Here is a 24,886-nt window from a genome sequence, read left to right as displayed (position 1 = left end):
TTCCCGTTCCGCGCAATCCGCGCTATCCGGCCCCGGCGCGCGCCCGTAGTTCAACTGGATAGAGCACGAGCCTTCTAAGCTTGGAGTTGCAGGTTCGAGTCCTGCCGGGCGCGCCAGCTCATTCCCACTCGATCGTGCCGGGCGGCTTCGACGTATAGTCGTAGACGACGCGGTTGACGCCCTTCACCTCGTTGACGATCCGCGTCGCCACCCGAGGCAGGAAGTCGCTGGGGAAGTCGAACACCTCCGCCGTCATGCCGTCCGTGGACGTTACCGCGCGCAGCGCGAGGACGTAATCGTAGGTGCGGCCGTCGCCCATCACGCCGACCGTGCGGACCGGCAGCAACACCGCGAACGCCTGCCAGATCGCATCGTAGAGGCCGGCGTTGCGGATTTCTTCGAGATACACCGCGTCGGCCTTGCGCAGGATGTCGCAACGTTCCCTTGTGACCTCGCCGGGTATGCGGATGGCGAGGCCAGGTCCGGGGAACGGATGGCGACCGACGAACACGTCGGGCAGACCCAGTTCGCGACCCAGCGCGCGCACCTCGTCCTTGAACAATTCGCGCAACGGCTCGACGAGCTTCATGTTCATGCGTTCGGGCAGGCCACCGACATTGTGGTGACTCTTGATCGTCACCGACGGGCCGCCGGTGAAGCTGACGCTCTCGATCACGTCGGGATAGAGCGTGCCCTGCGCCAGGAACTCCGCGCCGCCGATCTTCTTGGCTTCGGCTTCGAAGACGTCGATGAAGGTCTTGCCGATGAACTTGCGTTTGGCCTCGGGATCGGTGACGCCGGCAAGGCCGTTCATGAACAGCGTCTGCGCCTGCACATGGACGAGCGGGATGTTGTAATGGCCCCGGAACAGGCCGACGACCTGCTCCGCCTCCCCTGCCCGCAGGATGCCGCCGTCGACGAAGACGCAGGTCAGCTGGTCGCCGATCGCCTCGTGGATCAAGAGCGCAGCGACCGAGGAATCGACACCGCCGGACAGACCGCAGATGACCTTGCCCTTGCCGACCTGTTCGCGGATTTCCGCGATCTTCGCGTCGCGGAATTCGGCCATCGTCCAGTCGCCCTTGAGGCCGCAGACGTGGCGGGCGAAGTTGGCGATCAGCTTGCCGCCATCGGGAGTGTGAACAACCTCGGGGTGGAACTGGACGCCGTAGAACCGGCGCGCCTCGTCGGCGACGATCGCGAACGGCGCGCCTTCCGAGGTGGCGACGGGGACGAAGCCGGGGGGAAGCGCGTCGACCTTGTCGCCGTGGCTCATCCACACCTGATGGCGCTCACCCTCCGCCCACAGGCCGTGGAACAGGCCGCAGTCGGACTTCACGTCGACGAATGCCTTGCCGAACTCGCCGCCGTCGCCGGAGATGATCACGTTGCCGCCGAGCTGCGCACTCATCAACTGCTGGCCGTAGCAGATGCCTAGGATGGGCACGCCGGCTTCGAAGAACCGCTGCGGGGCGCGGGGCGACGTGGCGAGCGTGACGGATGCGGGGCCGCCAGACAGGATGATCCCGGCGGGCTTCATCCGGTCGAAGGCTTCCTCGGCGGACTGGAAAGGGGCGATCTCGCTATAGACGCCGGCTTCGCGGACGCGACGGGCGATGAGCTGGGTCACCTGGCTGCCGAAATCGACGATGAGGATGCTGTCGGGGTGCTGCATGGGCGCAGGCCTTAGCGGCGCAGCCGCATAAGGCCAAGCCCGGCCGGCGGGGCATCGCCCCGTCCGACGACGCGGCTTTGCCGCGACGCGATTGGGATACGCCCTCACATGCCGCAAAACGAAAAAGGCCGCACCATCGCTGGTACGGCCTCCTCCTATTGCAGCGACCCGGCAAAGCCGTGTCGTCGGACGTCGCTTTTCGCGACGCCGGACGAGGCTTTAGCCTCGACCCAGCTTCGCTGGCTTTTATGCCGCCTCGTCGAAATCCTCGTCCGACTGGACGGGACCCGAATCCTGGCCCTTCGCCGACACGTCGCGATCGACGAACTCGATGATCGCCATCGGCGAGGCGTCCGATGCACGGATGCCGGCCTTGATGATGCGGGTGTAGCCGCCGTTGCGGTCGGCGTAGCGCGACGCGAGAACGTCGAACAGCTTCACCAGCTGCGCATCGTCGAGCAAACGCGCATGCGCCAGACGACGGTTGGACAGGCCACCCTTCTTCGCCAGCGTGATCAGCTTCTCGATGTAGGGACGCAGTTCCTTCGCCTTGGCGACGGTGGTGGTGATCTGCTCATGCTTGATGAGCGCGGCCGACATGTTGCGGAACAGGGCCGTACGATGGGCCGAGGTACGCTGCAGCTTACGACCGCCAACGCGATGACGCATGGGTAATTCCTTCGTTCGTTAAGGGGCCGTTCGAGGTACCCCAGAGCCGGTGACATATGAGGCAGCCACCCTTTGCCTGTCTTGTTACCTCTCCCGCACGAGCTTGGGAGAGGGTTGGGAAAGGGCGGTACGGCAAAGCCGCACCGTTCACGTCGAACGGGTCAGTGTCGCGGCTTGGCCGCTCTCCTGCCCGTCGGCCGGGCTGATCGCCGAGGCGGCGGATAGCATCGCTATCCGCCTGCGATCAGCCCATGATTTCCTGCTCGAGCTTCTTCGCCATCTCTTCGATGTTCTCGGGCGGCCAGCCCGGGATCTCCATGCCGAGGCGCAGACCCATCGAGGACAACACTTCCTTGATCTCGTTCAACGACTTGCGGCCGAAGTTCGGGGTCCGAAGCATCTCGGCCTCGGTCTTGCCGACCAGGTCACCGATATAGATGATGTTGTCGTTCTTGAGGCAGTTCGCCGAACGCACCGACAGTTCGAGCTCGTCGACCTTCTTGAGAAGGTAACGATTGATCTGCTGGGTATCGCCCGCCGTCTCGCCGCCAGCCGCCGGAGCAGCCGCCTGACCGATCGGAGCGGACGAACGCGTGATCGACGAATCGTCGAAGTGAACGAACAGCGCGAGCTGGTCCTGAAGGATGCGACCGGCATAGGCCACCGCGTCTTCCGGGGTCACCGTGCCGTCGGTCTCGATCGTCAGCGTCAGCTTGTCGTAATCCAGGTCCTGTCCGACGCGGGTCGGGTCGACCTTGTAGGACACCTGACGTACCGGCGAGTAGAGCGCATCGACCGGGATCAGACCGATCGGCGCATCGGCCGGACGGTTTGCGGTCGCAGGCACGTAGCCCTTACCGATGTCGGCGGTCAGCTCCATGTTGAGCGTCGCACCTTCATCGAGATGGCACAGCACCAGCTCGGGGTTCATCACTTCGATGTCGCCCGACACGGCAATGTCGCCGGCCTTCACTTCGCCGGGACCCGTTGCGGAAAGCTGGAGGCGCTTCGGCCCCTCGCCCTGCATGCGGATCGCGATCTGCTTGACGTTCAGAACGATGTCGGTGACGTCCTCGCGAACGCCCGCCAGGCTGGAGAATTCGTGCAGCACGTTCTCGATCTTGATCGAGGTCACGGCGGCACCCTGCAGCGAGGAGAGCAACACGCGACGCAGCGCGTTGCCGAGTGTCAGGCCGAAGCCACGCTCCAGCGGCTCGGCCACGAAGCTAGCCTTGCGCTTGCCATCGCCGCCCTTCTTCTCAAGGCCGTTGGGCTTCTTCAGTTCCTGCCAGTTCTTTGCATTGACAGACACAGGTGTCCCCTAATTTGGGCCGGAACAGGGGGCAGCTCCAGCCGGGAGAAAAACGCACCGACTCGTCAGCCGGCGCGTGAAAGATCAGACGCGACGACGCTTCGAAGGACGCACGCCATTGTGCGGGATCGAGGTGACGTCGCGGATCGACGTGATCTGGAAACCGACCGCCTGCAGCGCACGGAGAGCCGATTCACGGCCCGAACCCGGACCCTTCACTTCGACTTCGATGGTGCGAACGCCGTGCTCGGCGGCCTTCTTGCCGGCGTCTTCCGCGGCCACCTGAGCGGCGTACGGGGTCGACTTGCGGCTGCCCTTGAATCCCATCGCGCCGGCGGACGACCACGAAATGGCGTTGCCCTGCGCGTCGGTGATGGTGATCATGGTGTTGTTGAAGCTGGCGTTCACATGCGCGACGCCAGAGGTGATGTTCTTGCGTTCGCGACGGCGAATACGCTGCGGTTCACGTGCCATGGATGATTCCTGACCTTGTTAGCTGAACGCCGGGCGATCGTTTCCGACCTGCTCCGGCGGAGAAGTGAGCGCGGCTGGCGCTTACTTCTTCTTACCTGCGATCGGCTTCGCCTTGCCCTTGCGGGTGCGCGCATTGGTGTGCGTGCGCTGGCCGCGGACCGGCAGGCCCTTGCGATGACGCAGGCCGCGATAGCAGGCGAGGTCCATCAGGCGCTTGATGTTCATCGCGGTCTCGCGACGCAGATCACCCTCGACCGTGTGGTCGGCGTCGATCGTCTCGCGGATCTGGAGAACCTCCTGATCGGTCAGGTCCTGAACGCGGCGCTCGGGCGCGATGTTCAGCTTGGCGGTGATTTCCTTCGACTTGGTCAGACCAATGCCGTGAATGTAGGTCAGCGCGATCACCACGCGCTTGTTGGTCGGGATGTTGACACCCGCGATACGTGCCATGAAATGTTTCTCCTAGCTCCACAGGGGTCGGCATGGCTAGCCACGACCCCCATCTCGTCGCATCCTCCGAACAACACCGCCCGCTCCTGCCATTGCGTCTACGCAAAGCGCGGCGAGCGCAGACGAGCGCCGCCGGAGCATCCGGTATTTCGGAGGGATGTGCAGTTAGGCGCGCGCTAACGCGGTGTCAAGCAACGGGTTCCGCCGGACCGCGGTCGATCATGCCCGGCGCCGCAGTTCCGCCGCGCTGCCGCACCAGCGCTTGCCGCCAGCGATGAAGCGCGATGCCGGTCCACAACAGCTCGACCGCACCGAATGGCCATGCACCTTGCAGGAAGCCATAGGCGGAACTGAGCAGGCAGCCGAACGCGAAGCCCAGCGTCCACCACGGCGAGCGCGCCTCCATCATATAGCAGAGCAGCATGAACAGGATGGCGAACAGGCCGAACATGTTGAGCGAATTCATCGGGATCTCCTGATCGATTCTCTGCCGCGATCATGGCCCGATACTGCGGCCGGATCGACGCCGTTAACCATTTGGTAGGTCGGAAAGCGCGATAGCCGGGGCTCGTTCAAAGGATTGCGCCATGGCCCTGTCACAGCATGTCTATAGCCGGATCGCCAAGAAGGTGCAGGCCCCCTTGCCGGCCACCGCGGGCTGGTCGCCACCGCCGATGCGGGACCTGATCGCGCGAATCGACGCCGCACTGCTCGAACGGCGCGCGTCCTGAGGTCGCGGGCACCAGCCTACATCAGCGGGAACGGCGCCCGGGCGGAGAAGGCCATCAGCAACAGCATGCCCGACAGGCCCGCAGACAGGCCGCACAGCACATAGCCGATATATTGCAGCATCGGTGGATTGGGCCGCTTGAGCCGGGCGTTGCGGGACGCACCCTGCAACACGAAGCTCATCAGCATGCCATAGGTAAAGACGATCGCCCCAAGCATAACGCTCCTTTTTGCCGAAACCGGCGCAAAGCCCCCGCGACCTGCCGGCCGCGTGTCGTAAGCGGCCCCCCGACCGCCATCGTCGAACACTATATCGTGCCCACGCTAGCAAGCGGTTAACCCTCAGCCGGGCGGGAAACGCGACGAATTCGCTCGCTTCAGATCGGCAGGACGATCCGTGCGATCAGTCCGGGTGCGTTGTCGGCCAGTTCGAAGCGGCCGTCGTGCAGCCGCGCCGCCGCCTCGATCAAAGCCATGCCGAGTCCGGCCCCCGGCGTGGTCCGCGCGGCATCCAGCCGCCCGAAGCGCTTGCGTGCCTGCGCGCGATCCGATTCGGCGATGCCGGAGCCGCGATCCTCGACCTGGATTGCGATCGCCTGCCCGTGCACGACCAGCCGCAGCGTCAACACGCCCCCGTCGGCGGCATGCTTCAGCGCATTGTCGATCAGGTTGGTGATCGCCTGACTGAGCAACTCGCGATGCAGCGGCATCGCCGGCGCGGACGCGTCGATCGCGACGGTGAAGTCGAGCCCCGCCTCCTCCGCCACTGGCTCGTACAGTTCGGCGATTTCCCCGACGAGTGCGGCAGGCTCGACCATGATGAAGCGATCGCGTGAGACCGATTCGGAACGGCTGATTTCGATAACCATGGTCAGCATGCGCATGACGAGGTCGGTTTCGACCAGTAGCCCGCCCAACGCCGCCTCTCGTGCAGCAGGATCGGCGATCAGCACCGCCTGTTCGGTCTTGGTGCGCAACCGCGTGAGCGGCGAGCGCAGATCGTGTGCCAGGCTGTCGGTGACGAGGCGGAGTTCCACCATCAGCCGTTCCAGCTTGCCCAGCATCAGATTGAGTTGATGGCCGAGCCGATCGAACGAATCGCGGCGGGCGACCGCGACGGGAACGCGGCGCGACAGATCGCCCTCGCCTGCGGCCGCGATCACCGCCGCGATCCGGTTGAGCCGCCTGCCGACGTAGCGGGCCAGCACCAGCCCCGCAGCGACGCCGAGCACCAGCGACAGCAGCACCGCGATCGCCAGCGCGCCCTCGATCGCGCGCCGCTCCGCCTCGACGAGGTCCAGCCGACGTCCGGCGAGCAGCCAGTGTCCGCCGATCGGGCGCAGCGAATAGCCGATATCGCCGGTGGCGGCGGATGCGTCGACATCGGCGATGCGGAACAGGCTGGGGACCAGCGGCACCGCGATCCGCCGTGGCCCGAAGCCGGCGACGCGATCACCGTTGCGATTGAGCACCGCCAGCAGCAGCGAAGTATCTCCCGCGGCACGTGCATGCTCGATCGCTTCGATCACCGCCGGCAAGCCCCCCGCCCGGTAGAGCGCACGCATCGCATCCGACTGCTCGATCGTCTCGCGCCGCACGGTGCCGATCACCGCCGCATCGGTGCGGGTCCAGACGAAACCGACCAGCACCAGATTGGAGACGAGCGCCAGACCGATCGAGAGCAAGGCGATACGGGCGGTGACCGACAGGCGCATCGCCCCTCCTAAACCCGGCCATGGCGAATGGCGACAGTCCGTTACGCGGATCAGCCCCGGCCTTGCGTCCCCACCGGGCTTCAGCCGGCGTCGGCCGCCAGCCGATAGCCGGCACCGCGCACCGTATGCAGGATCGGCGAGGCAAAGCCATCCTCAAGCTTGCGGCGCAGCCGGCCGATATGGACATCGACGACGTTGCTGCCCGGATCGAAATGATAGTTCCAGATCTTTTCCAGCATCATCGTGCGGGTGACGACCTGCCCGGCGTGGCGGGCCAGGAATTCGAGCAGGTTGAATTCGCGCGCACCCAGCGGGATCGTGCGACCGGCGCGGGTGACGGCGCGGGAGAGGAGATCGATTTCGAGGTCTCCGACCGCCAGCCTCGTCCGCGCCGGTTCGGTCGCGGCACGATCCGAACGTCGGACGAGCGCCTCGATCCGCGCGGACAGTTCGGCGAACGAGAATGGTTTGCAGAGATAATCGTCGGCACCCGCCTTCAACCCGTCGACCCGGTCGTCGACTGCCGCAAGCGCGGAGAGGACGAGCACCGGCGTCGCGATGCCCGCGCCACGGATCGCGCTCACCATCGCGAGGCCGTCGAGCCCCGGCAGCATGCGATCGGCGATGATGAGGTCGAAGATGCCTTCGCTGGCAAGGAACAGGCCATCGCGCCCGTCATGTGTCACCTCGACCGCATAACCGGCCTCCGACAGCCCTTTCGCCAGATAGGCTGCGGTCGAGCTGTCATCCTCGACGATCAGGATCTTGCGGCTCACGGGACCCTCCTCACGCATCTCCGATACAGGAAAGGCCGGCGGAAAGCATCCCTTCCGCCGGCCCCCTACGGCACCCCCGGGAGTGTCGGGTACCGATCTCGCTGGCCGCATCGCGACCGTGTAATCGCTTTACCCGGATCGGAGTGGCTGCGGTGTGACCGCGACATGACAAAAGCGTCATGGAGGGGCGGGAGGAGTGGCTGGAGCCGCACCATCATTCCTCCCCCGCAAGGGGGAGGTGGCGCGGCGTAGCCGTGTCGAGGGGGAGGTAAGCGACGCCCGCCGTTATGCAACGCGTCGCTTACCTCCCCCTCCACCATCCGCTGACGCCGGGCGTCCCCTTCCCCCTAGCGGGGGAGGACTTGAACGGTCGTTAAGGTCGGTTTGGGGTGGAGCTTCCGGAGTCGTACCACCATTCCTCCCACGCGAGGGCGAGGTGGCGCGGCGAAGCCGTGTCGGAGGGGGAGGTAAGCGACGTCCGCCGCTATGCAACGCGTCGCTTACCTCCCCATCCACCATCCGGCTGACGCCGGACGGTCCCCCTCCCCCTGGCGGGGGAGGACTTGAACGATCGTTAGGATCGGTTTGGGGTGGAGCTTCCGGAGTCGTATCATCATTCCTCCCCCGCGAGGGGGAGGTGGCGCGGCGTAGCCGTGTCGGAGGGGGAGGTAAGCGACGTCCGCCGCTATGCAACGCGTCGCTTACCTCCCCATCCACCATCCGGCTGACGGTCCCCCCTCCCCTGGCGGGGGAGGACTTGAACGGTCGTTAAGGTCGGTTTGGGGTGGAGCTTCCGGAGTCGAACCACCATTCCTCCCACGCGAGCGCGAGGTGGACTGGCTTAAGAGGCCTCACCCGTCCAGAATGCTGGCGATAGCCTGTGACACATGGTCGATATCCGCCATGCCGTTCACCCGTTCCACCAGCCCGCGCGCCTGATAGATCGGCAGGATCGGCGCAGTCTTGGCGCGATATTCCTGCATACGGGTGCGGACGGTCTCCGCATTGTCGTCCGGGCGGCGCTTGAACTCGGTCGAGCCGCAGACGTCGCAGACGCCCTCCTGCCGGGGCAGCTTGAAGCGATCGTGATACCCTTCGCCACATTTGGCACAGGTATAGCGACCCTCGACGCGCTCGATCAGCGCTGCCTCGTCGACTTCCAGCTCGATGACATGGTCGAGCGTCAGGCCGCGCTCCTCAAGCAGCAGATCAAGCGCTTCGGCCTGAGCCGCGGTCCGTGGATATCCATCGAAGATCGCGCCCCCGGCGACACCCTGATCCAACCGTTCGCCGATCAACGCGGATACGATCGCATCCGACACCAGTTCGCCCGCTTCCATCACGGCCCTGGCCTGCAACCCGACGGGCGAACCCGCCTTGACCGCGGCGCGCAGCATGTCGCCGGTCGACAATTGCACCATGCCGCGCTCGGCCATCAGCCGCTGCGCCTGGGTGCCCTTGCCTGCACCCGGCGGCCCGAGAAGGATGATGTTCACGCGAGCTCTCCCTGTTCGCCCGTTGTCACGACCTCGTTAGCGGAGACGCCCGCCCTTCAGCTTCGCCTTCTTGATCAAATCGCCATATTGGTGGGCCAACAGGTGCGACTGGATCTGCGTCACCGTGTCCATCGTCACGTTGACGACGATCAACAGGCTGGTGCCACCAAGGTAGAACGGGATCGACAGCGCCGACACCAGATATTCCGGCAACAGGCAGATGATCGTCAGATACGCCGCACCGATCACGGTGATGCGGGTCAGCACGTAATCGAAATACGTCTCGGTGTTCTTGCCGGGACGGATGCCGGGAATGAAGCCGCCATAGCGCTTCAGATTGTCCGCGGTCTCCTCCGGGTTGAACACCACCGCGGTGTAGAAGAACGAGAAGAAGATGATGCCCGCGGCGTAGAGCGCCATGTACACCGGCTGCCCGTGCGCCAGATACTGGTTGAGGGTGATGATGAAATCGCCCCACTTCGATTCACCCGCGACGCGCTGGCCGGCGAACTGGCTGATCGTCAGCGGCATCAGCAGCAGCGACGAGGCGAAGATCGGCGGGATCACGCCCGCGGTGTTGATCTTCAGCGGCAGGTGGCTGCGATCCGCCTGCATGCCGCGCTGCGTTTGGCGCTTGGGGTATTGGATCAGGATGCGACGCTGCGCCCGCTCCATGAAGCAGATGAAAAGGATCAGCGCGACTACGGCGATGACGATGCCGATCAGGCGCACCGCGTCGATCGAGCCCGAACGTCCGCCTTCGAGCAGGTTGACGAGCGTCGTCGGCAGATGCGCGACGATGCCGGCCATGATGATGAGCGATACGCCGTTGCCGATGCCGCGGCTGGTGATCTGCTCGCCCAGCCACATCAGGAACATCGTGCCGCCGATCAGGCTGATCACCGCTGCGATGCGGAAGGTCATGCCCGGCTCGATCACCGCAGCGACGCCGTTGGTCGCCGACAGCGCCTCGAGCCCGACGGCGATGAAATAGCCCTGGATCGCGGTCAGCGCGACCGTGCCGTAGCGCGTGTACTGGTTGAGCTTCTTGCGGCCCGATTCGCCTTCCTTCTTGATCGCGGCGAGCTGCGGCGACAGCGAGGTGGCGAGCTGCACGACGATCGATGCGGTGATGTACGGCATCACGCCGAGCGCGATCAGCGACATGCGGCTGAGCGAACCGCCCGAGAAGGTGTTGAAGAAGTCGAGCACGCCACCGGTCGTGCGCTCGCTCAGCAGGTTGAGCGCGGTCGGGTCGATCCCCGGCAGCGGCACGTAGCTGAGCAGGCGGAAGACGATCAGCGCACCGATCGTGAACCACAACCGCTTCTTGAGGTCGGTCGCCTGTGCGAATTTCGACAGACTGATGCTTTGCGCCATCTGGTCGGCTGCGGATGCCATGCGTGTCGGTGTCCTGAAACGAAAAGCGGCGGGATGCGTTTTGACCCGCCCCGCCGCTCATATAGGCGCTCGATGCGCCTTGTCTAATCGCGACGCTATCCTTTCGGCCCATTCATCGGACCGAACCGCCGCCCCAACCCCATCGTCACCCCGGACTTGTCCCGGGGTCCACCGCGCCGCGAGGGAATCCTCAGCGGATGAGTGGATGCCGAAACAAGTCCAGCATGACGGAGGGGCTAGACAACGAAGAGAACGGCTTACGCCTTGAACGACGCCTTCTTTTCCTGGCGTGCCTTGTACTGCACGCCCTTCTTGGCGGCGGCCTTCTCGGCGGCCGGCACGACGACCGGGATTTCCAGCGCGCCGCCGGTCTTTTCGACCTGCGCCTTCGCACCGGCCGATGCGCCGGCAACCAGGAACGACAGCTTGGTCGTCAGTTCGCCCTTGGCGAGCAGACGGACGCCGTCCTTGCCGCCACGCACCAAACCGGCTGCCTTCAGCGCCGCCTGATCGATCGTGCCTTCGGCCGACAGCTTGCCCGAATCGATCGCCTTCTGGATCGCGCCGGTGTTCACCTCGGCATAATCCTTGGCGAAGATGTTGTTGAAGCCACGCTTCGGCAGACGCATGTGGAGCGGCATCTGGCCGCCTTCGAAGCCGGCGATGCTGACGCCTTCACGGCTCTTCTGGCCCTTCTGGCCGCGACCGCCGGTCTTGCCCTTGCCCGAGCCGATACCGCGTCCGACGCGGATCTTGGACTTGCGGGCACCCTGGTTGTCGCGGAGTTCGTTGAGCTTCATGATATGCACTCGCTTTCGCTTTTGTCGCGCTCCCGGCCGGGGCCGGGCTGTGGAAACTGGAAAAAGGAAGGGGGCCGGTTAGCCCCCTTCCCCGTATTTGTCACGTGGTGAACGTGGAACGGGGGTTAGCCCTGCACCTCGACCATGTGCTGCACCTTGCGGATCATCCCGCGGACCTCGGGGCTGTCCTCCAGCTCCGAAACCTTGTGCATCTTGTTGAGGCCGAGACCGATCAGCGTCGCGCGCTGGTCCTTGGTCCGGCGAATCGGCGAGCCGGTCTGCTTGATCTTGACGGTTGCCATGTCAGTTACTCCACGACGGCCGCAGCATCCGCCTCGGCGGTCTGCGAACCACCGCGGCCGATCAGGTCGGCGATCTTCTTGCCACGACGCTGTGCGACCGACTTCGGCGAAGTCTGCTCACCCAGTGCCTCGAACGTGGCGCGGATCATGTTGTAGGGGTTGGACGTACCGATCGACTTGGTCACGACGTCCGCGACACCCAGGCTCTCGAAGATGGCGCGCATCGGGCCACCTGCGATGATGCCGGTGCCCTGCGGCGCCGAACGGAGCGTCACGCGACCGGCACCGAAATGGCCGTTGCCGTCGTGATGCAGCGTGCGACCGTCCTTCAGGGGAACGCGAACCATCGCCTTCTTCGCAGCCGCAGTGGCCTTGGAGATGGCTTCCGGCACTTCGCGCGCCTTGCCGTGGCCGAAGCCGACACGACCCTTGCCGTCGCCCACGACGACCAGCGCCGCGAAGCCGAAGCGCTTGCCGCCCTTCACCGTCTTCGAGACGCGATTGATGTGGACCAGCTTCTCGATCAGCTCTTCGCCGCCGTCGTCCTGACCCGGACGACCGCCACGACCGTCGCGACCGCGACCACCGTCACGACCGCCGCGATTGCCGCCGGGGCCACCCGGACCGCGACCGCCACCGCCGCCACCGCGACCGCCACGGGGACCACCACGGCCACCGCCGCCGGGACCGGCATAGCCGCCGCCCTGCTGGCCACCCTGGGGCGCCTGTGCCTGCGTCTCCTGGGAAGCGCCTTCAGCCGCTGCGGGCTGCACGTTGTTCTCGTCAGCCATTATTAGAACTCCAATCCGGCTTCACGCGCGGCTTCCGCCAGCGCCTTGACACGGCCGTGGAACAGGAAGCCACCGCGATCGAACACGACCTGCGTCACGCCGGCTGCCTTCGCGGCCTCCGCCACGCGGGTGCCGACTGCCGCCGCTGCCGCGATGTTCGCACCGGACGTGTCGCGCACGTCCTTTTCCAGGGTGGACGCCGACGCAACGGTCTTGCCGGCGACATCGTCGATCACCTGGGCGTACATATGCTTGCCCGAACGATGGATGGACAACCGCGGACGGGTGCCCGAACGCGCCTTCAGCGCGGTACGGTTGCGCCGACGGCGCTTCGCGAAAAGAGAGAGACCCTTGGTCATTACTTCTTCTTCCCTTCCTTGCGGAAGATGAACTCGCCGTCGTACTTGATGCCCTTGCCCTTGTACGGCTCGGGCTTGCGCCACTGACGAATCTCGGCGGCCAGCTGGCCGACCTTCTGCTTGTCGGAACCGCTGATCTCGACGGTGGTGGCGTCCGGCGTCTTCACCTCGATGCCTTCCGGCACGTCGATGTTGACGTCGTGGCTGTAGCCGAGCTGCAGCTTGAGGTTGCGACCCTGCGCCGCGGCGCGGTAGCCGACGCCGGTGATGAGCAGCTTCTTGGTGAAGCCGTCGGTCACGCCGGTCACCAGGTTCTGCACCATCGTACGCTGCATGCCCCAGAAGGCACGGGCGCGCTTGGTGTCGTTCGCCGGCTGCACCGAAATGCCGCCGTCCTCGATCGTGTAGCTGATCTCGTCGCGCATCGGCATCGTGAGGGTGCCCTTGGGACCCTTCACGCTGATGATGCCCTTGTCGATCGACGGCGTCACGCCGGCCGGTACGGGAACCGGCTTCTTACCGATGCGGCTCATCAGAAGACCTCCGCAAGGACTTCGCCGCCGACATTCTGCTCGCGCGCTTCCGCGTCGGACAGAACGCCGCGAGGCGTCGAAACGATGGTGATGCCGAGGCCGTTGCGGACGCGCGGCAGTTCCTGCGAACCGGAATAGACGCGGCGGCCGGGCTTCGAGACGCGCGCGACGTGCTTGATCGCGGGCTGGCCCTCGAAATACTTCAGCTCGATGCGGACGCCCGCTGCCGGACCCATCTGCTCGTCGCTGTAGCCACGGATGTAGCCTTCGCGCTGGAGCACGTCGAGAACGCGGATGCGGAGCTTCGACGACGGCGACAGGACGGAGTCCTTCTTCGCGCGCTGGCCGTTGCGGATGCGGGTGAGCAAATCACCCAGGGGATCGGTCAATGCCATGATGGAATCCTTACCAGCTCGACTTGGTGAGGCCCGGGATCATGCCCTTGTTGGCCAGATCACGAAGCATCACGCGAGCGAGACGGAACTTGCGGTAGTACGCGCGCGGACGACCGGTGATCTCGCAACGGTTGCGGATCCGGGTCGGGTTCGAATTGCGCGGCAGTTCCGCCATCTTGAGGCGGGCGATCAGACGCTCGCTCTCGTCGAGGCTCTGGTCGTTGGCCATTGCCTTCAGCTTCGCCAGCTTGGGAGCGTATTGCTTCACAAGCTTCTTGCGACGCTCATTCTTGTTGATCGAACTCAGTTTCGCCATGGACTTAAGCTCTCTTCCTTACTTCGACAAAGCGAGGCTGCTCACGCAGCCTGCTTCTGCTCGTCAGCCTCGGGCTGCGGGAACGGGAAGCCGAACAGGCGGAGCAGCTCGCGCGCTTCGTCGTCGGTCTTCGCGGTGGTGGTGACGATCACGTCCATGCCGCGCACCTTGTCGATGCGGTCATAGTTGATCTCGGGGAACACGATCTGCTCCTTGATACCGCAGGCGTAATTGCCGCGGCCATCGAAGCTCTTCGGATTGAGCCCACGAAAATCGCGGACGCGGGGAAGAGCGATCGTGATGAAACGGTCGAGGAATTCGTACATGCGCTCGCGGCGAAGGGTGACCTTCACGCCGATCGGCATGCCTTCACGCAGCTTGAACTGCGCGATCGACTTCTTCGCCTTGGTGATCACCGGCTTCTGGCCCGCGATCAGCTCCATTTCGGAAGCAGCCTGATCGACGCGCTTCTTGTCCTGGGTCGCCTCGCCGACGCCCATGTTCAGGACGATCTTGTCGATCCGCGGAATCTCGTTGACGTTCTTGTAGCCGAACTTCTCGACCATCGCCTTGATGATCGAGTCTTCGTACATGCCCTTCATGCGGGGCTTGTAAGCTGCATCAGCCATCGATCTTGTCCCCCGTCTTCACGGCCACGCGGACCTTCTTGCCGTCCTGCGTCTCGAAACGAACGCGGGTGGGCTTGCCGTCGGCGGTCACGTGCGCAACCTTCGAGATGTGCATCGGCGCTTCGATCTTCTCGAGGCCGCCCTGCGGATTCGCCTGGGTCGGCTTCTTGTGGCGGGTGGCGATGTTCACGCCCTCGACCACGACCTTGCCGTCCTTCGGCATCGCCAGCGTCACGGTGCCGGTCTTGCCCTTGTCCTTGCCGGACAGAACGACGACGCGGTCACCCTTCTTGATCTTCGCGGCAGCCATTACAGCACCTCGGGAGCGAGAGAGATGATCTTCATGTGCTTCTTGCCACGCAGCTCGCGCACGACCGGGCCAAAGATACGGGTGCCGATCGGCTCCTCGTTCTTGTTGACCAGAACGGCAGCGTTGCCGTCGAAGCGGATGGTCGAGCCATCGGCACGGTGGATGTCCTTGGCGGTGCGGACGATGACGGCACGATGCACGTCACCCTTCTTCACCTTGCCGCGGGGCTGTGCTTCCTTGATGCTGACGACGATGATGTCGCCGACCGATGCCGTGCGACGCTTCGAGCCGCCCAGCACCTTGATGCACTGCACCCGCTTCGCGCCGCTGTTGTCTGCGACGTCGAGATTGGATTGCATCTGGATCATCGATCCATTTCCTTCTCGTCTATGGGGTGGATACCGACCCAACCCCGCCTAAAATAATGACCCCGGCGCAGCGAACTGCACCGGGGGAGCGGCCCTGTAACCACTCCGCTGGCAGGACGCAAGCCCTGCCCTCTTCATCCGCCGGCCGGGGCCGGCGGCGAATTATGCGTCGACGTCGACCCGCTCGGGCGTCGCGTGGGTGTTGACCCGATCGACGACCTTCCAGGTCTTCAGCTTCGAGATCGGCGCAGTCTCTTCGATGCGCACGGTCTCGCCCTGCTTGTACTCGTTCGCCTCGTCATGGGCGTGGTACTTCTTCGAACGACGGATGATCTTGCCGTAGAGCGGGTGCTTGACCTTGCGCTCCACGTTCACGACCACCGTCTTCTCGCCCTTGTCGGACACGATCAGTCCGGTCAGCACGCGCTTCGGCATGATTGTATCCTTACTTGGCAGCCGCGGCGCTGGTGCGCTGCGCCTGGAGGGTCTTGATCCGCGCGATGTCGCGACGGACTTCCTTGACGCGGCTCGGCTTCTCGAGCTGGTTCGTTGCCGCCTGGAAGCGGAGGTTGAACTGCTCACGCTTCAGTTGGCCGAGGTTCTCGGACAGCTGATCGTCGCTCTGGCTGACGAAATCGGTCTTAGCCATGTTTACTCGCCTCCGAGGTGGCTGGTGTCACCCAGGCGGGCGACGACCTTGACTTTGATCGGGAGCTTCATCGCGGCGCGCTCGAACGCTTCCGCAGCGATCTTGCCTTCGACGCCGTCTAGCTCGAACAGGATCCGGCCCGGCTTGACACGGGCGGCCCAGAACTCCGGCGAACCCTTGCCCGAGCCCATGCGGACTTCGGCGGGCTTGCCCGAGACGGGGACGTCCGGGAAGATGCGGATCCACAACCGGCCCTGACGGCGGATGTGGCGCGTGATCGCGCGGCGAGCCGCCTCGATCTGACGTGCGGTGATCCGCTCCGGCTCCATCGCCTTCAGGCCGTACGACCCAAAATTGAGCGAAAAGCCACTCTTGGCGTCGCCGGAGATCTTGCCCTTGAAGGCCTTGCGGAACTTGGTCTTTTTCGGTTGCAGCATGTCTGTTGCCCCTTAACGACGGTCGTCGCGGGCCGGGCGGACGCCGGAAGTCTGTGCTTCCATCATCAACCGGTCCTGCGCCATCGGGTCATGGCCGAGAATCTCGCCCTTGAAGACCCAGACCTTCACGCCGCACACGCCGTAGGACGTGTGGGCCTGGGCCTCGGCATAATCGATGTTCGCGCGCAGCGTGTGCAGCGGAACCCGACCTTCGCGATAGCTTTCCGAACGCGCGATCTCGGCACCGCCGAGGCGGCCGCCGCAAGCGACGCGGATGCCGTCGGCACCCAGACGCATCGCCGACTGGACCGCACGCTTCATGGCGCGGCGGAAGGCGATACGACGCTCGAGCTGGTCGGCGATACCCTGTGCGACGAGCTTCGCATCGATCTCCGGCTTGCGGATCTCGACGATGTTCAGCGACACGTCGGACTTGGTCATCGCGCCGATCGTCTTGCGCAGCTTCTCGATGTCCGAGCCCTTCTTGCCGATGATCACACCGGGACGGGCAGCGAAGATCGAGATGCGGCACAGCTTGGCCGGACGCTCGATGACGACCTTGGAGATGGCGGCCTGCGGCAGCGTCTTCATGATGAAGGCGCGGATCTTCAGATCCTCCAGCAGCAGCTGGCCATAATCATGGCCCTCGGCGAACCAGCGGCTGTCCCAGGTCCGGTTGATCTGGAGACGCATGCCGATGGGGTTGCTCTTGTGACCCATTATGCTTCTTCCTGCTCGCGCACGACGATGCGCAGACGGCTGAACGGCTTCAGGATGCGGGTGGACTTGCCACGGCCGCGGGTCGCGAAGCGCTTCATGACGATCGACTTGCCGACCGACGCCTCCGATACGATCAACGCATCGACATCGAGGTTATGGTTGTTCTCGGCGTTGGCGATGGCCGAAGCCAGCACCTTGCGCGCGTCGACTGCCATACCCTTGGTCGAAAAGGCGAGGATGTTCATCGCATCGCCGACCGGCTTGCCCCGGATGAGCGCGGCGACGAGGCCCAGCTTCTGCGCGGAGCCACGGATTTGCGTGCCGACCGACAGCGCTTCCTTGTCACCGACCTTGCGGGTGGATTTTGGCTTGCTCATCAGCGCTTGCCCTTCTTGTCGGCGGCGTGGCCGGGGAAGTAGCGCGTCGGCGCGAACTCACCCAGCTTCATGCCGACCATGTCTTCATTGACCGACACCGGCACGAACTTGCGGCCGTTGTAGACGTTGAACGTGAGGCCGACGAACGACGGCAGGATCGTCGAGCGGCGCGACCAGGTCTTGATCGGCGAACGCGCGTTGGTGTCCTGAGCCGTCTCGGCCTTCTTCAGAAGGCTCAGTTCGACGAACGGGCCCTTCCAGACTGAACGAGCCATGGTTAGCCCTTCCTCTTAGTCGAATGACGCGACCGGATAATCATCTTGTCGGTCGACTTATTGTGACGGGTGCGCGCACCCTTCGTCGGCTTGCCCCACGGGGTGACCGGATGACGGCCGCCCGAGGTCCGGCCTTCACCACCGCCGTGCGGATGGTCGACCGGGTTCTTGGCGACGCCGCGGGTCAGCGGACGCTTGCCCATCCAGCGCGAACGCCCGGCTTTGCCGAGGTTCTGGTTCTGGTTGTCCGGGTTCGACACCGCACCGACCGTCGCCATGCACTCGCCACGGATGTAGCGCTGCTCGCCCGAATTGAGGCGCACGATGACCATGCCGCGGTCACGACCGACGACCTGCACGTAGGTGCCGGCCGAACGCGCGATCTGACCACCCTTGCCCGGCTTCATCTCCACGTTGTGGACGATGGTGCCGACGGGGACCTGACCGATTTCCATGGCATTGCCCGGCTTCGTGTCGGTCTTCTTGGCCGCGAGGACCTTGTCGCCCGGCGCCAGCCGCTGCGGCGCGATGATGTAGGCCAGCTCTTCGTCGGCATACTTCACCAGCGCGATGAACGCGGTACGGTTCGGATCGTACTCGAGCCGCTCGACGGTGCCTTCGACGTCCCACTTGCGACGCTTGAAGTCGACGTAGCGGTACTTCTGCTTGTGGCCGCCCGCGATGCCGCGGCTGGTCACATGGCCCTTGTTGTTGCGGCCGCCCGACTTGCGCTTGCCCTCGGTCAGCGCCTTGACGGGCTTGCCCTTCCAGAGCGACGACTTGTCGACGAGGACGAGACCGCGCTGCGCGGGGGTCGTCGGATTATAATGCTTGAGTGCCATCTTACTTGGCCCCCTCGGTTACGTCGATCGACTGGCCGTCCTTCAGGGTGACAATGGCCTTCTTCATGTCGGAGCGCTGATAGGGAGCGCCCTTCCACTTCTTGGTCTTGCCCTTCTGGACGATCGTGTTCACGCCGGTCACGTTGACATCGAAGATCGCTTCGATGGCAGCCTTGATCTGCGGCTTGGTCGCGTCGTTCGCGACCTTGAACACGACGGCGTTATGCTCGGAGAGCAAGGTCGCCTTCTCGGTGATGTGCGGCGCGACGATCACGTCATAATGACGGTTGTCGACGGCCTTCTGCTGCTTAGCCATTGAAGCGAGCCTCCAGCTTCTCGACCGCCGCGCGGGTCAGCACCAGCGTGTCAGCCTTCAGGATGTCATAGACGTTGGCACCGGCGGACGGCATCACGTTGATGCCGTGCAGGTTGCCGGCGGCCAGCGCGAAGCTCGTCTCGACGGCGTCGCCGTCGATGACCAGCGCGGTCTTGCCGAAGCCGACCTTGGCGAGATCGCCGACCAGCGTCTTGGTCTTGTTACCCTCGACCACGATGCTGTCCATGATGATCAGCGAGCCGGCCTTGGCATGGCTCGACAGAGCCATCTTGAGACCGAGCGCACGAACCTTCTTGTTCAGGCCGGGGTTGAAGTCGCGGACGCGGGCGCCGTGAGCCTTACCACCGCCGATGAAGACGGGAGCGCGGCGATCGCCGTGACGTGCCGTACCGCCGCCCTTCTGGCGACCGAACTTCTTGCCGGTACGGGCGACGTCTGCACGCTCGCGCGTGCCACGAGCCGTTTCGCGACGCTTCTCGAGCTGCCAGGTGACCACGCGATGCAGGATGTCGGCGCGCGGATCGAGGCCGAAGACCTCGTCGTTGAGCTCGACGTCCGCCGCGTCGGTACCGGCGAAGGATTGAACCTTGACCTTCACGTTCAGCCCTCCTGGCCGTCGGTCGCTTCCGGCGCGCTCGTCTCAACGGGCGTGTCGGCTGCGGTGTTGCTGTTGGCAGCCTGCTTCAGGCTGGCGGGATAGGGAGCCTCGGCATGCGCCTTGACCTTGACCGCGTCCTTCACGAACAGCCAGCCACCCTTCGAACCGGGGACCGAACCCTTCACGAAGATCAGACCACGCTCGGCGTCGGTGCCGACGACCTCGAGGTTCTGCTGCGTGCGATACTTGTCGCCCATGTGGCCGGCCATCTTCTTGTTCTTGAAGACGCGACCCGGATCCTGGCGCTGACCGGTCGAACCGAGCGAACGGTGCGAGACCGAGACGCCGTGCGTCGCGCGCAGACCGCCGAAGTTCCAGCGCTTCATGCCGCCGGCGAAGCCCTTACCCTGGGTACGCCCCTGGATATCGACCAGCTGGCCTGCGACGAAATGCTCTGCCGAAATCTCCGCGCCGACATCGAGGAGGTTGCCCTCGGTCACGCGGAATTCCGCCACCATCGCCTTGGGCTCGACTTCGGCCTTGCCGAAGTGGCCACGCTGCGGCTTGGCGACATTCTTGGCCTTGGCGACGCCAGCACCGAGCTGGACGGCGGTGTAGCCATCACGATCTTGTTCGCGACGGGCAATGACCTGGAGGCCTTCGAGTTGCAGAACGGTGACCGGCACGTGGCGGCCGTCGTCCTGGAACAGGCGGGTCATACCCATTTTCTTCGCGATCACGCCAGTACGCATGATCCTGCACTCCTTTTACAGAGGCACGTCCGGGACCATTCCCGCACGTGCTTGCGGCCACTCGAAAGCAACCATCCATCCCGAATTGTACTACGTCGGCCCCGTCCCGGGCTGGTCGCTCCCGTTACCGGGAACATGACGGGAGACGCTGGCCCGGCCCCGAAAGGCCGGCGGTATCTCGTGTCTGTCAGGCACTTCGCAAGGCGGAGAACCCGAACCGGCCATCCCGCCGGAGCGGAAACGGCAAACCCGCGGGACTCACGTCGACCGCGGGGTTGCGGGCCATTACGCCAGCTTGATCTCGACGTCAACGCCTGCGGCGAGGTCGAGCTTCATCAGCGCATCGACGGTCTGCGGGGTCGGCTGCACGATGTCGAGCATGCGCTTGTAAGTACGAACCTCGAACTGCTCGCGCGACTTCTTGTCGATGTGCGGACCGCGGTTGACGGTGAACTTCTCGATGCGCGTGGGCAGCGGAATCGGACCGCGGATGAGCGCGCCAGTACGACGCGCGGTGTCGGCGATGTCGCCGGTCGCCTGGTCGAGCACGCGATGATCGAACGCCTTGAGGCGAATGCGGATGTTGCTGTCCATGATCCCTACCGATGCGATGGAGCACGACCCCGGCCGTCTCCTCCGCCGAAGCGAAAGACTCGTGCCGCTGGTGCTGGACCGGCGGGATGAGACCCCCACAGGCGCGGGGGCGACGAGAAAGAGCCGTAACTCAGTAAAACTGGAAGCGCGCCCTTAAAGGAGCCCTCATTAAATGGCAACGGCCCGACTCTCCTTTTTTAGGAGAGCCGGGCCGCTGTGGTTCGGGCCGGCGCCGAAGCGCCGATCCGTTTCCTTACTTGGCGATTTCGCTCACGACGCCCGCGCCGACGGTACGACCGCCCTCACGGATGGTGAAGCGCTGGCCGACGTCCATGGCGATCGGCGCGATCAGCTTGATGCCGAGCGAGATGTTGTCGCCTGGCATGACCATCTCGGTGCCCTCGGGCAGCTCGACGGTGCCGGTCACGTCCGTCGTGCGGAAGTAGAACTGCGGACGATAGTTGGCGAAGAACGGCGTGTGACGGCCACCCTCTTCCTTCGACAGCACGTACACTTCCGACTGGAAGTCGGTGTGCGGCTTGATCGAGCCCGGCTTGCAGAGCACCTGGCCACGCTCGACTTCGTCGCGAGCGACGCCGCGGATCAGCGCGCCGACGTTGTCGCCAGCCTGGCCCTGGTCGAGCAGCTTGCGGAACATCTCGACGCCCGTGACCGTGGTCTTGCGGACGGTCGGATGGATGCCGACGATCTCGACTTCCTCACCGACCTTGACGATGCCGGTCTCGACGCGGCCGGTGACGACCGTACCACGACCCGAGATCGAGAACACGTCCTCGATCGGCATCATGAACGGCTTGTCGAGCGGACGCTCGGGCTGCGGGATGTATTCGTCGACCTGCTTCATCAGCTCGATAACCGCGTCCTTGCCGAACGTGTCGTTCGAACCCGACAGTGCGCAGGTCGCCGAACCCTTGATGATCGGAATATCGTCGCCCGGGAATTCGTACGAGCTCAGCAGCTCGCGGATTTCCAGCTCGACCAGCTCGAGGATTTCCTCGTCATCGACCAGATCGACCTTGTTCATGAACACGACCATCGCCGGCACGCCGACCTGACGGGCGAGCAGGATGTGCTCGCGGGTCTGCGGCATCGGGCCGTCGGTAGCCGACACGACCAGGATCGCGCCGTCCATCTGCGCCGCGCCGGTGATCATGTTCTTCACATAATCGGCGTGGCCGGGGCAATCGACGTGCGCATAGTGGCGGTTCGTCGTCTCATACTCGACGTGTGCGGTCGAGATGGTGATGCCGCGCTCGCGCTCTTCGGGAGCCTTGTCGATGTTCGCGAAGTCGACCGCGGTGCCGCCGGTCGTCTCTGCCAGCACCTTGGTGATCGCGGCGGTCAGCGACGTCTTGCCGTGATCGACGTGGCCGATGGTGCCGATGTTGAGGTGCGGCTTGTTCCGCTCGAATTTTGCCTTAGCCATTTTCCTACCTTCTGATTCGAATTCGGTGCCGCCGGGGCCACGCGAACGCGGCCCTTTAACGGTAGTTCGTATGTAACGCCAGCCCCTGTGCGGCGGGGCCGACGACGGAGTAAATCCGCCGTCGGACGGGTTCGACTTCGTCGCCCCGCCGTCCGGCCTTCGGCGTCTCGGGGCCAGGTTGCCCTAGCCCCGTGCGCCTCAGGCGAGCTTCGCCTTCACTTCGTCGGCGACGTTCTGCGGCACTTCGTCATAGTGCGAGAACTGCATGCTGTACTGCGCGCGGCCCTGCGTGAACGAACGCAGCGCGTTGACGTAGCCGAACATGTTGGCCAGCGGCACCATCGCCTCGACCGTCTGCGCGTTGCCGCGGCTGTCGGTGCCCTGGATCTGGCCACGACGGCTGTTCATGTCGCCGATGACGTCGCCCAGATAATCCTCCGGGGTGACGACCTCGACCTTCATGACCGGCTCGAGCAGCGTGATGCCCGACTTCTGGGCCGCTTCGCGCATCGCGCCACGGGCACAGATTTCGAACGCCAGCGCCGACGAATCGACGTCGTGGTACGCGCCGTCATAGACCAGGACTTCGAAGTCGATGATCGGGAAGCCGACCAGCGAACCGGTTTCCGCGGTCTCGCGGAAGCCCTTCTCGATCGCGGGGATATATTCCTTCGGAATGTTACCGCCCTTGATCTCGTCCTTGAAGACGAAGCCCGAACCGCGCTCGCCCGGCGTCAGCTTCACCTTGACGCGGCCGAACTGGCCGGTGCCGCCCGACTGCTTCTTGTGGGTGTAGTCGATGTCGACGGGCTTCTTGAGGTATTCGCGATACGCCACCTGCGGCGCACCGACGTTCGCCTCGACCTTGAACTCGCGCTTCATGCGGTCGACCAGAATCTCGAGGTGGAGCTCGCCCATCCCCTTGATGATGGTCTGGCCGGATTCGGCGTCCGACGACACGCGGAACGACGGGTCCTCGCGCGCGAGACGATTGAGCGCGACGCCCATCTTCTCCTGGTCGGCCTTGGTCTTCGGCTCCACCGAGAGCTCGATCACGGGCTCGGGGAATTCCATCCGCTCGAGGATGATCGGCGCGTTCTGCGCGCAGAGCGTATCACCGGTCGTGGTGTCCTTCAGGCCGGCGAGAGCGACGATGTCGCCTGCGAAAGCCTCCTGGATATCCTCACGGCTGTTCGCATGCATCAACAGCATGCGACCGACCTTTTCCTTCTTGTCCTTGACCGAGTTGGTGACCTGCGACGCGGTCTCCAGCTTGCCCGAATAGATGCGGGCGAAGGTCAGCGTACCGACGAACGGATCGTTCATGATCTTGAACGCCAGCGCCGAGAAGGGAACGTCGTCCGACGACGGACGCTCGTCCGGCGTCACGCCGTCGAGCTTCAGACCCTGGATCGCGGGAACGTCGAGCGGCGAAGGCAGGTAATCGACCACCGCGTCGAGCAGCGGCTGGACGCCCTTGTTCTTGAATGCCGAGCCGCAGACGATCGGCACGAACGCCATTTCGAGCGTACCCTTGCGGATCAGCTTCTTGAGGTCGGCGACCGACGGCTCGTTGCCCTCGAGATACGCTTCCATCAGCGCATCGTCCTGCTCGACCGCCATCTCGATCAGCTCGCTGCGATACTTGGCGGCCTTTTCGGCCATGTCCGCAGGAATGTCCTGATATTCGAACTTCGCGCCCAGCGACTCTTCGAGCCAGATGATCGCACGGTTGTTGACCAGGTCGACGAGGCCCTTGAAGCCACCCTCGATACCGATCGGCAGGTACAGGACCGCCGGACGCGCGCCGAGGCGCTCGATGATCGAATCGACGCAGAAATAGAAGTCGGCGCCGGTGCGGTCGAGCTTGTTGACGAAGCACATGCGCGGCACGCCGTACTTGTCGGCCTGACGCCACACGGTTTCCGACTGCGGCTCGACGCCGGCGACGCCGTCGAAGCAGGCGACCGCACCGTCGAGGACGCGCAGCGAACGCTCGACTTCGATCGTGAAGTCGACGTGGCCGGGCGTGTCGATGATATTGATGCGGTGCTCGGGGCCCTTGCCCTCTTCGGCAGACCAGAAACAGGTCGTGGCAGCCGACGTGATCGTGATCCCGCGCTCCTGCTCCTGCTCCATCCAGTCCATCGTCGCGGTGCCTTCGTGCACTTCGCCGATCTTGTAGGACTTGCCGGTGTAATAGAGAATGCGCTCGGTCGTCGTCGTCTTGCCGGCATCGATGTGCGCCATGATGCCGATGTTGCGGTAACGGTCGAGCGGATGGCTGCGGGCCATGATCGTGCTTCCTTAGCGATATGGGGAGCAGGCCCTTCTGGCCCACTCCCCAATATATAGGTG

The 24,886-nt window shown here is 64.5% G+C and carries 35 protein-coding genes and 1 tRNA gene; 2 read left to right on the top strand and 34 right to left on the bottom strand.

Annotated elements, in window-relative coordinates; translation table 11 throughout:
• Nucleotides 1-39: 39 nt before the first annotated feature.
• Nucleotides 40-116 (top strand) — tRNA-Arg (locus NF699_18355).
• A 2-nt stretch (nt 117-118) separates the two neighbouring features.
• Here NF699_18355 and guaA read toward each other — a convergent pair.
• The 6 genes from guaA to NF699_18325 all read right to left on the bottom strand — a co-directional run bounded on the left by guaA (nt 119) and on the right by NF699_18325 (nt 5,046).
• Entirely contained in the window at nt 119-1,675 is a 1,557-nt protein-coding gene (guaA, locus tag NF699_18350; GenBank protein USU04964.1) for a glutamine-hydrolyzing GMP synthase, read from the bottom strand.
• Between the two features lie 246 nt (nt 1,676-1,921).
• Complete coding sequence (gene rplQ / locus NF699_18345; GenBank protein ID USU04963.1) at nt 1,922-2,344, bottom strand: 50S ribosomal protein L17; 423 nt, start codon at nt 2,342-2,344, stop codon at nt 1,922-1,924.
• Nucleotides 2,345-2,588: 244 nt separating this feature from the next.
• Entirely contained in the window at nt 2,589-3,656 is a 1,068-nt protein-coding gene (locus tag NF699_18340; protein ID USU04962.1) for a DNA-directed RNA polymerase subunit alpha, read from the bottom strand.
• A gap of 84 nt (nt 3,657-3,740) precedes the next feature.
• A complete protein-coding gene (gene rpsK / locus NF699_18335) occupies nt 3,741-4,130 on the bottom strand; it encodes a 30S ribosomal protein S11 (GenBank protein USU04961.1) in 390 nt (129 codons plus the stop codon).
• An 81-nt stretch (nt 4,131-4,211) separates the two neighbouring features.
• A complete protein-coding gene (gene rpsM / locus NF699_18330) occupies nt 4,212-4,580 on the bottom strand; it encodes a 30S ribosomal protein S13 (GenBank protein ID USU04960.1) in 369 nt (122 codons plus the stop codon).
• Nucleotides 4,581-4,767: 187 nt separating this feature from the next.
• A complete protein-coding gene (locus tag NF699_18325; protein USU04959.1) occupies nt 4,768-5,046 on the bottom strand; it encodes a hypothetical protein in 279 nt (92 codons plus the stop codon).
• A 121-nt stretch (nt 5,047-5,167) separates the two neighbouring features.
• Here NF699_18325 and NF699_18320 point away from each other — a divergent pair, with 121 nt between their 5' ends.
• On the top strand, nt 5,168-5,311 hold the full coding sequence (locus NF699_18320) for a hypothetical protein (GenBank protein ID USU04958.1): 144 nt from the start codon (nt 5,168-5,170) through the stop codon (nt 5,309-5,311).
• Between the two features lie 16 nt (nt 5,312-5,327).
• Here the strand turns inward: NF699_18320 and NF699_18315 are convergent, their stop codons facing one another.
• The 28 genes from NF699_18315 to fusA form a co-directional block, all read right to left on the bottom strand.
• On the bottom strand, nt 5,328-5,528 hold the full coding sequence (locus NF699_18315) for a hypothetical protein (protein ID USU04957.1): 201 nt from the start codon (nt 5,526-5,528) through the stop codon (nt 5,328-5,330).
• Nucleotides 5,529-5,686: 158 nt separating this feature from the next.
• Nucleotides 5,687-7,024: a HAMP domain-containing histidine kinase gene (locus NF699_18310; GenBank protein USU04956.1), complete on the bottom strand. Its 1,338-nt coding sequence runs from the start codon at nt 7,022-7,024 to the stop codon at nt 5,687-5,689.
• A gap of 80 nt (nt 7,025-7,104) precedes the next feature.
• Nucleotides 7,105-7,800, bottom strand: a complete 696-nt coding sequence (locus NF699_18305) for a response regulator transcription factor (protein ID USU04955.1) — start codon at nt 7,798-7,800, stop codon at nt 7,105-7,107.
• An 851-nt stretch (nt 7,801-8,651) separates the two neighbouring features.
• Nucleotides 8,652-9,296 (bottom strand): adenylate kinase, encoded by a 645-nt coding sequence (locus NF699_18300; GenBank protein USU04954.1) that lies wholly within the window; start codon nt 9,294-9,296, stop codon nt 8,652-8,654.
• 36 nt (nt 9,297-9,332) lie between these two features.
• Complete coding sequence (gene secY / locus NF699_18295) at nt 9,333-10,697, bottom strand: preprotein translocase subunit SecY (GenBank protein ID USU04953.1); 1,365 nt, start codon at nt 10,695-10,697, stop codon at nt 9,333-9,335.
• 257 nt (nt 10,698-10,954) lie between these two features.
• Nucleotides 10,955-11,497: a 50S ribosomal protein L15 gene (gene rplO / locus NF699_18290; GenBank protein USU04952.1), complete on the bottom strand. Its 543-nt coding sequence runs from the start codon at nt 11,495-11,497 to the stop codon at nt 10,955-10,957.
• A gap of 125 nt (nt 11,498-11,622) precedes the next feature.
• A complete protein-coding gene (rpmD, locus tag NF699_18285) occupies nt 11,623-11,799 on the bottom strand; it encodes a 50S ribosomal protein L30 (protein USU04951.1) in 177 nt (58 codons plus the stop codon).
• A 5-nt stretch (nt 11,800-11,804) separates the two neighbouring features.
• Nucleotides 11,805-12,590, bottom strand: a complete 786-nt coding sequence (gene rpsE / locus NF699_18280; GenBank protein USU04950.1) for a 30S ribosomal protein S5 — start codon at nt 12,588-12,590, stop codon at nt 11,805-11,807.
• Nucleotides 12,591-12,592: 2 nt separating this feature from the next.
• The gene (rplR, locus tag NF699_18275) at nt 12,593-12,949 is read right to left on the bottom strand and encodes a 50S ribosomal protein L18 (GenBank protein ID USU04949.1); all 357 of its coding nucleotides are present in this window, start codon (nt 12,947-12,949) and stop codon (nt 12,593-12,595) included.
• Nucleotides 12,949-13,482 carry a 50S ribosomal protein L6 gene (gene rplF, locus NF699_18270; GenBank protein ID USU04948.1) on the bottom strand — a complete coding sequence of 178 codons (534 nt, stop codon included), beginning with the start codon at nt 13,480-13,482 and terminating at the stop codon, nt 12,949-12,951. Before rplF ends, rplR begins: the two co-directional genes overlap by 1 nt.
• Nucleotides 13,482-13,877 (bottom strand): 30S ribosomal protein S8, encoded by a 396-nt coding sequence (rpsH, locus tag NF699_18265; protein ID USU04947.1) that lies wholly within the window; start codon nt 13,875-13,877, stop codon nt 13,482-13,484. The genes rplF and rpsH overlap by 1 nt, the downstream gene beginning before the upstream one ends.
• A 10-nt stretch (nt 13,878-13,887) precedes the next feature.
• Nucleotides 13,888-14,193, bottom strand: a complete 306-nt coding sequence (gene rpsN / locus NF699_18260) for a 30S ribosomal protein S14 (protein ID USU04946.1) — start codon at nt 14,191-14,193, stop codon at nt 13,888-13,890.
• A gap of 41 nt (nt 14,194-14,234) precedes the next feature.
• Nucleotides 14,235-14,822 carry a 50S ribosomal protein L5 gene (gene rplE / locus NF699_18255; protein ID USU04945.1) on the bottom strand — a complete coding sequence of 196 codons (588 nt, stop codon included), beginning with the start codon at nt 14,820-14,822 and terminating at the stop codon, nt 14,235-14,237.
• Complete coding sequence (gene rplX / locus NF699_18250; protein ID USU04944.1) at nt 14,815-15,132, bottom strand: 50S ribosomal protein L24; 318 nt, start codon at nt 15,130-15,132, stop codon at nt 14,815-14,817. Before rplX ends, rplE begins: the two co-directional genes overlap by 8 nt.
• On the bottom strand, nt 15,132-15,500 hold the full coding sequence (rplN, locus tag NF699_18245) for a 50S ribosomal protein L14 (GenBank protein ID USU04943.1): 369 nt from the start codon (nt 15,498-15,500) through the stop codon (nt 15,132-15,134). The genes rplX and rplN overlap by 1 nt, the downstream gene beginning before the upstream one ends.
• A gap of 162 nt (nt 15,501-15,662) precedes the next feature.
• Entirely contained in the window at nt 15,663-15,935 is a 273-nt protein-coding gene (rpsQ, locus tag NF699_18240; GenBank protein ID USU04942.1) for a 30S ribosomal protein S17, read from the bottom strand.
• A 10-nt stretch (nt 15,936-15,945) separates the two neighbouring features.
• Complete coding sequence (rpmC, locus tag NF699_18235; protein USU04941.1) at nt 15,946-16,149, bottom strand: 50S ribosomal protein L29; 204 nt, start codon at nt 16,147-16,149, stop codon at nt 15,946-15,948.
• Between the two features lie 2 nt (nt 16,150-16,151).
• Complete coding sequence (gene rplP, locus NF699_18230) at nt 16,152-16,586, bottom strand: 50S ribosomal protein L16 (protein USU04940.1); 435 nt, start codon at nt 16,584-16,586, stop codon at nt 16,152-16,154.
• 12 nt (nt 16,587-16,598) lie between these two features.
• The gene (gene rpsC, locus NF699_18225) at nt 16,599-17,306 is read right to left on the bottom strand and encodes a 30S ribosomal protein S3 (GenBank protein USU04939.1); all 708 of its coding nucleotides are present in this window, start codon (nt 17,304-17,306) and stop codon (nt 16,599-16,601) included.
• Nucleotides 17,306-17,683, bottom strand: a complete 378-nt coding sequence (gene rplV / locus NF699_18220) for a 50S ribosomal protein L22 (protein ID USU04938.1) — start codon at nt 17,681-17,683, stop codon at nt 17,306-17,308. Before rplV ends, rpsC begins: the two co-directional genes overlap by 1 nt.
• Entirely contained in the window at nt 17,683-17,958 is a 276-nt protein-coding gene (gene rpsS, locus NF699_18215; protein ID USU04937.1) for a 30S ribosomal protein S19, read from the bottom strand. Before rpsS ends, rplV begins: the two co-directional genes overlap by 1 nt.
• Nucleotides 17,959-17,960: 2 nt before the next feature.
• Nucleotides 17,961-18,800, bottom strand: a complete 840-nt coding sequence (gene rplB, locus NF699_18210; GenBank protein USU04936.1) for a 50S ribosomal protein L2 — start codon at nt 18,798-18,800, stop codon at nt 17,961-17,963.
• A 1-nt stretch (nt 18,801) separates the two neighbouring features.
• Nucleotides 18,802-19,116 (bottom strand): 50S ribosomal protein L23, encoded by a 315-nt coding sequence (locus NF699_18205; GenBank protein ID USU04935.1) that lies wholly within the window; start codon nt 19,114-19,116, stop codon nt 18,802-18,804.
• Nucleotides 19,109-19,735, bottom strand: coding sequence for a 50S ribosomal protein L4 (rplD, locus tag NF699_18200; GenBank protein ID USU04934.1), 627 nt, complete (start codon nt 19,733-19,735; stop codon nt 19,109-19,111). The genes NF699_18205 and rplD overlap by 8 nt, the downstream gene beginning before the upstream one ends.
• A 2-nt stretch (nt 19,736-19,737) precedes the next feature.
• The gene (gene rplC, locus NF699_18195; GenBank protein USU04933.1) at nt 19,738-20,487 is read right to left on the bottom strand and encodes a 50S ribosomal protein L3; all 750 of its coding nucleotides are present in this window, start codon (nt 20,485-20,487) and stop codon (nt 19,738-19,740) included.
• 285 nt (nt 20,488-20,772) lie between these two features.
• On the bottom strand, nt 20,773-21,081 hold the full coding sequence (gene rpsJ / locus NF699_18190) for a 30S ribosomal protein S10 (protein USU04932.1): 309 nt from the start codon (nt 21,079-21,081) through the stop codon (nt 20,773-20,775).
• 253 nt (nt 21,082-21,334) lie between these two features.
• Nucleotides 21,335-22,528, bottom strand: coding sequence for an elongation factor Tu (gene tuf, locus NF699_18185; protein USU04931.1), 1,194 nt, complete (start codon nt 22,526-22,528; stop codon nt 21,335-21,337).
• A 198-nt stretch (nt 22,529-22,726) separates the two neighbouring features.
• Nucleotides 22,727-24,823, bottom strand: a complete 2,097-nt coding sequence (gene fusA, locus NF699_18180) for an elongation factor G (protein ID USU04930.1) — start codon at nt 24,821-24,823, stop codon at nt 22,727-22,729.
• Nucleotides 24,824-24,886 lie beyond the last annotated feature (63 nt).

The sequence above is a fragment of the Sphingomonadaceae bacterium OTU29LAMAA1 genome (assembly GCA_024072375.1).
In the GTDB taxonomy this organism is placed as follows: domain Bacteria; phylum Pseudomonadota; class Alphaproteobacteria; order Sphingomonadales; family Sphingomonadaceae; genus Sphingomonas.
This window is presented reverse-complemented; position numbering and strand designations above follow the sequence as displayed.